The following is an 8,979-nucleotide window of genomic DNA, read 5'->3' as shown; positions in this document are numbered from 1 at the left end:
AGCTACTGAACACAAACATGCTATAGCTATTTCACATGCTGTCCCACTGTCCCATAAGAGGGGTAAATGATGAGAGATAAGTGTGACAGTAGTCATCTAGAACAGGTTCTGAGCATGGCCAATAACGCTGATTATGTAAATGAGGAGATAAAACAGACAGGTGATTCTTACCCTGATACTCACTTCGTGCTATACATATAGAATAGAAGTTTCCTAAACCACCGTATTAGACACATCTGAATAATAATATAAAAAACCTCAGAATAACCCCTGAGGCTTTTTTGTGCCCAATATAACGCAATTCATGCTTCGACATCTACCCGTAAGTGTAAAATACCTGTGTAAAATATTTTATTAACCAACAACCTTTACCAGCATAACCCCTGTAATGGCGTGGCTGACACCGGTAAATCAACTCAGCACCCATGCCCTTGCCTAATTGTGGTAATCAAATTTCTGACATGAGACAGGCTTTGCCATCACCGACATTTTTCCACATGTCATCAGTATTTCACCCGCCATGCACGACTTTGGTAAGGATTTAAGGTGGAGAAGGTGACATAATTGGACTGCTTCTCCCCTTTTGCCTCTACAGTAAAATAAAGCGCAGATAAACAAAACATAGTTAGCCTTGTTTCTGTACTTTCACTCACATTCAACATTTGCCTGATTTACACTCTCCGGGTTGTAGAACAGGTATATGTTTCTTTACCCCTCAGCATGGACAATACCTTCGGAATACCCATCATACCAGACAATGAGGACGAGCGGCTGGCGAAACTACGCAGTCTGAACCTCCTGAACACATACGAAGAGGAAGGACCCTTTAAACATATCGTATCCATCGCTTCCCGCATGTTCGATGTGCCCATAGCACTCGTTAACTTCGTGGACATGGATTATGTGGTAACACGGGCTGGTGTCGGTGTGGATGGGGAAAACAGGATAAGCAGGGGCACCAGCCTGTGCTCTCTTTCCATACTGCGACAGGAGACCACTGTGTTTGAAGATGCTTGTGAAGACCCCTGCCTGCTGGCAAACCCACTGGTAGTGGGTGAATTCGGGCTGCGCTTCTACGCAGGCGCCCCCCTGGTAACATCCGATGGCTACAGCATAGGTGCCTTGTGTATCGTTGACAAAGAGCCAAGAGAGTTCTCCGAGTCTGACCGGAAGATGCTGGAAAGCCTTGCCTCTGCCGTCATGGACGAGATTGAGAAAAAGTAAAAAAGTCACCATAGATTCACCAATATCTTTGAATTCAAGAATTCTGATATCGGAGCCGCACATCACCTTATCATACGACATAGTGGAAGACATCCTGTACTCAGACTGGACAGGTGACCAAACGAAGCAGAGCGTGATGGACGGGTGCGAGAAGATGCTCCACTGCCTCAAACTGTACCATGGCAGGATGGTGCTCAACGACAACACGCACGTCACCAGCATCTGGGATGACGCCTCCGAGTGGGTGGCGGTGGATTGGTTTCCCCGGATGCACAAGGCAGGGTGCAGGTTATTTGCGTGGGTGTACTCACCCAATATGTACAGCAAGCTGTCAGCAGACAAAACCCTTGGCTATAACATCCGGGGTGTTCTTACCACCACCTTCGACAACAAGGACACCGCTCTGGCTTGGCTGAGGGCGATGAGGTAACCTTCTACTCCATACCAGCTCTATCACTGACTGAACACAGGCGTGGCTGTTGCCTCAAAACGTCCATGGTCGCTGGTTCCCCTCTGCATTGTCACTGATTTCATGAAAATCATTATTCTGGCTTCCAATGCTTTGCGACAAACAACATCCTAAACCAACATAAATAGCAGGGAGAGTAGCACTATTATGCAGCAACAGATGTTACTGTTACTCACCTAAAAAGTGCAGTGCCTGCAATAGGCACACCCCTTTACAGAGATGGTTCTTTTTGACAACAGCATTATACGACTGGATTACGCCCCGGCATCCGATATCCTGGCGGCAGAATACCCCGACCTGCACGACTTTCTGCTTCCTGACATCAAACGCAGCCTGGACACGCTGGTGGACACTGTTACCCACTACGATGTGAAGCGGCTCCTGCTGGACTCCACCAGAACCGTCACCACAGTATGTGAAGAAGCAGGCAAAGACATAGCGGCCCACCTGGCGGCAGGCCTGATGAAGACCCGGGTCGAGAAAGTAGCACGGGTGCAGTCGGTGTCGCCCACCGTGGAAAGCACTGCACAGAAAAACATCGAGCATGTCAGACAGTCTGTATCGCTCCCGTTCGAGTTGCGGAACTTCACCAGTAGAACAGAGGCTGTGGAGTGGCTCTTAGGCAGGTTATATTAGACCTGCTCCTGTATTTACAGTACTATCCTTACCTTGCTCAAAATTAGACCCTGAGCAACAGAAAGCGCAACCAATGGAGAAAACACCCATCACCGAAGACAGCATGCACGGCTCTATTTTCGTGCTGCTCAAGCGCTTCGTGGAAAGCCTGTATGGCTATAGCACGTGGGTAAACCTGCTGGAGTCGGCAGGCATCAGGCATGCTCCCTACCAGATGGACGAGATGTACCCCACCAGCGAAATCGCCGCCATTGTAGGCAAAGCCTCCGAGCTGATGGGGGTTCCGCCGCATCAGCTGATGGAGAAGTACGGGGAGTCGCTGGTGCCGGACCTGCTGCTGATATACAAGAAATACATGCACCCGGAGTGGCGCACCTACGACATGCTGCTCAACACGGAGGCTGCCATGCATGCTGCCGTCAGGAAGGAGGACAGCCGGGCAACCCCGCCCCTGCTGCTGGTGACAAAGAAGGGCAGCAGGCAGCTGATGGTCGACTACTACTCCAGGCGCAGGATGGCGGCTGTTGCCGTAGGCATCATCAAGGGCATCGCCAAATACGAAAGCGAAAAGGTGGAGGTCACGCTCCTGACGCCGGTGGGGGAGGAGAGAGTACAGATAAGGGTCGACTTCTTGCCGTAACAAACGGTGGAGCGGTAGAAAGCAAAATTCAGCCCAAGCAACCATGATATGAGTGTATTTTGAGTTAAAGGCGCAGAGAATGCTCTAATTTTTCCTCTTCTTTCTGCGGCCATGTCTGAATAAGAACCCTAAAGAGGAAACAACCCATTGCCAGCAAGCCAAACAACGTCTAGTACTATCCATGGGCGGCAGAGTAGCTTTAGTAGCATGTGTGAATTCATAGCCTTTTAACGAGCAGTTAACTTAAGAGATAACCTTGGTAATTACGTTTATAAATCAAGTTGCCTTTAGTAGTACTTCGAGGCAGCTTCAGGATGCTCGTGTGCAGCAGGAACGTGCCAGTACTTGGGTTAAAATGCCATCCAGGAGAAGGTGGGGCCACTTGTAACAGCTGCTGCACGTCCGCTTGTTCGTTCTGTGCGTACAGAGTAATCTTTATAGGACAACCATGTAATAAAACCTCAACAGAGATACTTTGTGCCATACTAAAAGAATAGAGGAGCAGGAGCTGGTCAGGCGGCTGCAGTTGAGAGACCAGGCGGCGGCCTCGGTTCTGTACGAGTACTACGCGCCTGCCCTGCTGGGTGTAATAACGCGTATCGTCAGGAGCGAGCAAACCGCTGAAGACGTGATGCAGGAGTGCTTCATAAAAGTATGGGCCTCGGTGGGAAGCTATGACAGCATGAAGGGCAGGCTCTTCACCTGGCTCATAAACATAGCCCGCCATGCGGCAGTTGACGCTGTGCGCTCGCCCCACTACAGAAACAGCCAACATGCACTCGAAGTCAAGGAAGAGATGTCCTCTTGCCCCCCATGCAGCACAGACGGCATGGATGCAGAGCTACTCGCCCGAACCCTGAGGCCCGAGTACAGGGAGGTGATTGACCTGCTTTACTTCGGCGGGTACTCCCACAAAGAGGCAGCCGAGAAACTGAGCCTCCCACTGGGAACAGTGAAGACAAGGGCACGAAAGGCGATACTGCAGCTCAGAATCCTCTTCAATCCCGTTCCGTCCACATTTCCTTTCCAGCCTGCTTCCGGGAAGGAGGACTGTAAGGCTGGCCTCTTAAACAGCAGGAGCTGCTTTACCAGAAAATAGCTCCTGCTGTTTAAGAGGGAGATAGATGTACTGTCTTCTCCATTCCTAAAGCCTCCAGTCAAATGTAGCAACTCCATACACCAGATGGCAGGCTGACGAAGAACTACTGGGCAGCGCCCGGTGACTGCAGGCAGTGCTCCTCCAAACCCAGCTGTGCCCCCAAGACCCGGTGCAGGAAAATTACCCGCACAGCTTACGACGAGCAGTACTTGAGAGCATATGGTCGGCAGCACAGCAGGCAGGGCAAGCGCATGAAAAAGCTTCGCCAGAGCACGGTGGAGCCGGTCTTCGGGAGCCTGGTGCACCACTATGGCCTGAGCAAAGTTGGCGTGTTGGGGAAATCGGGTGCTCATAAGGTCATGCTCATGGCTGCCGCTGCCTTCAACATAAGAAAGTACATGAGGAACAGACCAAAGAAGTCTGTCAGCATGGCAACAGCAATGGAAAGGGAGCAGCCCCATGCCCCTGTCTTTAGCTTTACTCCTGCAGCTTACCCACAGAGCATTGTATGCTCTCAGAATAAAAGCTGCAAGGAAGACAGGCTCAGCTTAGTTGTGCAACAGCCACCCACGTTTTCCGGGAAAGCCTACAAGCTGACCCGTTCAGGAAATACCGCAGAGAATCTGTTCATCCTCAAAAGAAAAGCTTTTATCCTGTGATCCCAACTCACCCTCTGGTATGTTGGTAAAGCATTTAAGGGCGCCTACAGAGGGTCATAAGCTTTAATTGCCTACTAAGCTAAGGCTAGCTTTGAAGACACCATGTGTTTCAAAAACATACTGGCTGAATCGACCTGAAAAAAGTTGACAGTTTTCGATGGTCAACTATATCAGGACAAGATACCCAAGTATCTCAGGCAGGCACCTACTTCCGGATGAGGTTATAAGCTGGCCTAAGCGAAGCGAAATTGATGGCGGCTCCTGCCACACAATAAACGCATATTCTCTTCTGCACGAAAGCCATCTTGTAGAGGTACTGCGCCGCACCGGCCGCCTGGCCCAGCACCACAGCACCCAAAGCCATGTCCAGGAAACGGGACTGCTTCTTAAACCGGGAACCTGCTACGGCAAGCAGCATGGTGAGCGCATAGCCTCCCAGGCTGATAACACCGTCGGGTATTCCCATCATCACTGCATCTTTCGAGGTGTTCACCTTCACTGTGTTGAATACCTTCCCCGGAAAGTCAGGAAGCTTTTTGAAATAACCCATTTGCAGCAAGGATATGAGACTGAAGTCTGCCAGCCCTACCGCTGCCGAAGCCGCTATACTTCTTCGAAGCGCTGCTTCTGTACTTTTGTCTTTTCTTATCTTGTCAATTACTGGTTTCTTTTTTCCCATAGCTTTATTAGTGGTTTTATCTTTCAGGTACGCTCTTTCGTCCTTTGTGTCCTGTTTCTGGTTGCAATGTTGACCAACTTTGATAGGTCAGCTGAATTAAAGCAGGACTTATCCATAAACATGTTCGTTGTTATGCAATGTGGTTTTTGACTTGAAAGGACCTGAGAGTGATTCAGAAAGGCCTTCAAAAAGGGTTAGCAGAAAAGCCACGTGTTGCAACAGAGCACCTTTAAGGCAGCCGCAAAACCATTGCCTTACTGCTTCACGGAATAGGCGTAGACGCCGTTCTCGCCCTTGTCAGCCCACTTGAACATACCCGGAACGCCTCCTCCAAAGTAGAGGGTGTTCCCCTCTACCCACAGCCAGGAGATGATAGGGGCAGGAGCCTTCATGCTCATGAGCTGCTTCCCATCCGCATTGTAGGCCTGCAGTGTTCCATCGAGTGAGCCTATAAAGTAGACATCGTTGGCCAGGTAGCCGGGCACGATGGCGGCAGGCTGCGCGTGGTTGATGACCCACTGGTGCTCTCCGGTGGCTGCGTTCAGCTTCTTTACCGAAATCTTGACCTTGTCAGGGGGCATGGTGTGCACGTAGCTGTTGTTGCTCCAGGTAAGAACCGAGCCATCACCTACGGAGGCCTCCCCGTGCATGCCCCCGTCAATGCCCCCGTACCCGATATTCGTGTTCCATACCCTCTCCCCTGTCTGGGCGTCGAAGGAGTGGAAGATTCCGCTCTTCTGCCCGGCCCCCACCAACTTGCGCGGTTGCCCGTTCACATCGGCGACATAGAGCTGGGGCCCGCCCGCAAAGTCATAGTCGGGGCCTTTCTGGTCTGCCTTTGTCCACACGTCGTGCTGGGTTACCTGGTTGTGCCACCTTACCTCGCCTGTCCTGGCGTCCACTGCTATTATAGCGTCTGACATCTCGGTTGCCTCCCCTGTGTAGTTGTTCCCGGTTGTGAAGTAGAGCATGTTCAGGTCCGGGTCCAGGGCAAAGGAGCTCCACACGGCACAGCCGTTCTGCGGAGGGGCCACCAGCACCCTCTCCCAGGCCATGGTACCGTCACTGGCTCTTAGCGCCACCACTTTCCCCTGGAAGTCAGGAATGAAGCCTTTCTTCATGCCTGTCATTGGCTCCTCCACGGAGGACACGCCAATGTAGACCAGCCCGTCGTGGTAGAGGAGCGTGCTGAGGTTACCTGCTTCCGTGTCATCGGTGAACCTTGTTTTCCACAGCACGTCACCCGTTGCGGGATTCAGGGCAAAGGCAGTTCCCTCCACGCTGGCCTCAAAGAGCTTTCCGTCACCCAAGGTGCCCGTGCCGGCGAAGCCATGCCATGGCCACATCGTCTTTGGCTTCTCTATTTCTTTTTTCCAGATGAGCTTGCCTGTGCCTGCGTCTACTTTATACACCGTGCCTCCCCAGTCACCAAAATATACGCCTGAAGCATCAACAAGCGGTGTGTGGGAAACGGGTGTGGGGGTGGCATACTTCCAGCTCATCTGCATGCTGTTCACGTTGCCGCTGTTGATGGGGCTCTTCATGGTGGCGTGCTGGTTCCAGAGCGTCTCCTCCACCTCCGGGTTCCTCTCTATCATGGCTGCCACAGGTTCCGCGGCCGCCGTTGCCGTAGCCGTTTCCACGGCTACTACTTCAGCGTCAGCTGCGACTGTATCCGCTTGCGTGGCAGTGGTGCTGCAGGAAGTAAGGAAGCTGGCTGAGAGCAATGTCGGGAGGGAGAGGTTCCAAATGAGGGATTTGAAAGTAGAAGTATCCATAGCGAATGATAAAGATGTGGTAAGACAATAACCTGTAGAGGGCAACCAAAGCATCTTGTTTGCCTGTACCTACATAATACCTGACGGCATGGCTAATAGTTACATGTAGCTGAAAACCAACATGGAACCGGCGGAAACGAGGGTTTCCTGTCGAAGGACTGGCAGAAGATGGGCAGGCATGTTCTGATAGAGCGCTTTTCAAGGCCTGGGCTTTAGGAAAAAGGGGTGACCTGTTAAACAGTCACCCCTTTTTCATTTGAACACACCTGCCGTACATGGGAAGACGGCCCTTGGGTTTACTCCTTCCCCTCAACCGGGTTGCCTTTTCGACAAACTTCAGGTCTCAGCCCTGCAGTTTTCCCACTGAAATCCTTTTTTTGCCGGTTTTCTCCTTGGCGCAGTTATCAGCTGATAGTGCAATCCAACAAGCCTTTAAAGTCTCCTATTGTACTTGTGCCTTCGCATAATTTTATCATTTTAATTTTTATATACTTAATTATCAATTACTTAATTATAAATTTATTGAACGTTGTGCAGCAGCAGCCGTTAATATATAGTAAGCATATATAATATAAGTTCAATAAAACAACGATTACCGATGATGAAAACGACAAAATCAAACAAGTGGAGAAAGATGGGGATGGGGCTTTGCCTGTTCCTGATGCTGGGGGCCGTGGCTTGCGACGATGAGGAGGAGGACGAGGTTGCCGTGTTCGACAACGACAGTTTCTTTGAGGACTTTTCCTCCAGTAACCTTTTCGGCGGCTGGGACACCAACAGCGATGACATGTTCAGTGACGATGAGTTCACGACCAGCTTCTTTGAGACCTGGGACACCAACGACAACGACATGCTCGAGGACAGCGAGCTCAGTGAGGCCACGGCTGACTTCGGCCTGACCACGACTGACTGGGACACCTGGGACACGACCGGCGACAACATGCTGGACATGAACGAGTTCATGGTCGGAGTGGACACCAACGACTACTTCACCGACTGGTATGAGGACTGGGACATGGACGGCGACAACATGCTGGAGGAAAGGGAATACACCGACGGCATCTTCGGCCTGTGGGACGATGACGGCGACAACATGCTGACAGAGGAAGAGTACGATGACTTCTACGGCACCTATTTCGGCGTGTAAACCGCCAAGGCTGCGCAAGTAAGAGGCAGCTACGCCAGACAAGGCAATGGCTAACGCTGAAAGATAGGAAGCGGGGCGTTTTCAGGCCTTCCTGCAGGAATGCCTCCCTTGTCTTTTTGCTGACACATATAAAAGAAACAGATGTTAAACTAACCTAAAACAAAATGCTATGAAAGAAAAAAGAACAAACATGAGGAAGTGGTCCATCAACGGGCTCAGTCTATTGATTGCAGCGGGTATGGCTGCCTGCGCAACAGGGGCGGACGCTGACCTGGGCACCGGCCCGTGGGACAGCAACGAGTTCAACTCCACCTTCGCCTCCACCAACTACTATGAGGACTGGGACCTGAACGACGACAACCTGCTGGACCAGAACGAGTACAACGCCGGCCTTTATGACACCTGGGACATCAACAATGACAACCGCCTGGATGAGACCGAGTGGGCAACAGCATCCAATGACTGGGGGCTGGAGAACGAGACCTGGTCAGACTGGGACATGAACACCGACGGTTTCCTGGATACCAGCGAGTTTGGAACTGGCTTTGCCGACAGCGGCTGGTTTGGCAACTGGGATACGGACCGAAACAGCATGCTGGGGGAAAGGGAATACACCGATGGGGTGTTCGGCCTGTGGGACAACAACGC

10 protein-coding genes are annotated in these 8,979 nt (G+C 51.4%); 8 read left to right on the top strand and 2 right to left on the bottom strand.

From position 1 onward, the window contains the following. Positions 1-720: 720 nt before the first annotated feature. The 6 genes from ACFS7Z_RS26540 to ACFS7Z_RS26515 all read left to right on the top strand — a co-directional run bounded on the left by ACFS7Z_RS26540 (position 721) and on the right by ACFS7Z_RS26515 (position 4,727). The gene (locus ACFS7Z_RS26540; RefSeq protein ID WP_377492259.1) at positions 721-1,224 is read left to right on the top strand and encodes a GAF domain-containing protein; all 504 of its coding nucleotides are present in this window, start codon (positions 721-723) and stop codon (positions 1,222-1,224) included. 28 nt (positions 1,225-1,252) lie between these two features. Further along, a complete protein-coding gene (locus ACFS7Z_RS26535; RefSeq protein WP_377492256.1) occupies positions 1,253-1,654 on the top strand; it encodes a hypothetical protein in 402 nt (133 codons plus the stop codon). Positions 1,655-1,912: 258 nt separating this feature from the next. Beyond that, positions 1,913-2,329 carry a hypothetical protein gene (locus ACFS7Z_RS26530; protein ID WP_377492253.1) on the top strand — a complete coding sequence of 139 codons (417 nt, stop codon included), beginning with the start codon at positions 1,913-1,915 and terminating at the stop codon, positions 2,327-2,329. 73 nt (positions 2,330-2,402) lie between these two features. Further along, the gene (locus tag ACFS7Z_RS26525; RefSeq protein WP_377492250.1) at positions 2,403-2,969 is read left to right on the top strand and encodes a heme NO-binding domain-containing protein; all 567 of its coding nucleotides are present in this window, start codon (positions 2,403-2,405) and stop codon (positions 2,967-2,969) included. 475 nt (positions 2,970-3,444) lie between these two features. Beyond that, positions 3,445-4,068, top strand: a complete 624-nt coding sequence (locus tag ACFS7Z_RS26520; protein ID WP_377492247.1) for an RNA polymerase sigma factor — start codon at positions 3,445-3,447, stop codon at positions 4,066-4,068. Between the two features lie 92 nt (positions 4,069-4,160). Continuing rightward, positions 4,161-4,727 (top strand): transposase, encoded by a 567-nt coding sequence (locus ACFS7Z_RS26515; protein WP_377492263.1) that lies wholly within the window; start codon positions 4,161-4,163, stop codon positions 4,725-4,727. A 205-nt stretch (positions 4,728-4,932) separates the two neighbouring features. Here the strand turns inward: ACFS7Z_RS26515 and ACFS7Z_RS26510 are convergent, their stop codons facing one another. Together ACFS7Z_RS26510 and ACFS7Z_RS26505 are read right to left on the bottom strand one after the other, a co-directional pair. After that, positions 4,933-5,406, bottom strand: a complete 474-nt coding sequence (locus ACFS7Z_RS26510; RefSeq protein ID WP_377492244.1) for a vitamin K epoxide reductase family protein — start codon at positions 5,404-5,406, stop codon at positions 4,933-4,935. Between the two features lie 254 nt (positions 5,407-5,660). Further along, positions 5,661-7,184, bottom strand: coding sequence for an outer membrane protein assembly factor BamB family protein (locus tag ACFS7Z_RS26505; protein ID WP_377492241.1), 1,524 nt, complete (start codon positions 7,182-7,184; stop codon positions 5,661-5,663). Positions 7,185-7,782: 598 nt separating this feature from the next. Between ACFS7Z_RS26505 and ACFS7Z_RS26500 the strand changes: the two genes are divergently transcribed. Both ACFS7Z_RS26500 and ACFS7Z_RS26495 read left to right on the top strand, forming a co-directional pair. After that, positions 7,783-8,331 carry a hypothetical protein gene (locus ACFS7Z_RS26500; RefSeq protein WP_377492238.1) on the top strand — a complete coding sequence of 183 codons (549 nt, stop codon included), beginning with the start codon at positions 7,783-7,785 and terminating at the stop codon, positions 8,329-8,331. 169 nt (positions 8,332-8,500) lie between these two features. Continuing rightward, positions 8,501-8,979, top strand: a 479-nt coding sequence (locus ACFS7Z_RS26495) for a hypothetical protein (protein WP_377492235.1), incomplete at its 3' end; no start/stop codon positions are given.

Source organism: Pontibacter toksunensis, assembly GCF_042686245.1.
GTDB lineage: Bacteria > Bacteroidota > Bacteroidia > Cytophagales > Hymenobacteraceae > Pontibacter > Pontibacter toksunensis.
Note: the sequence above shows the minus strand (reverse complement) of the source record. Positions and strands in the feature narration are given on the sequence as shown.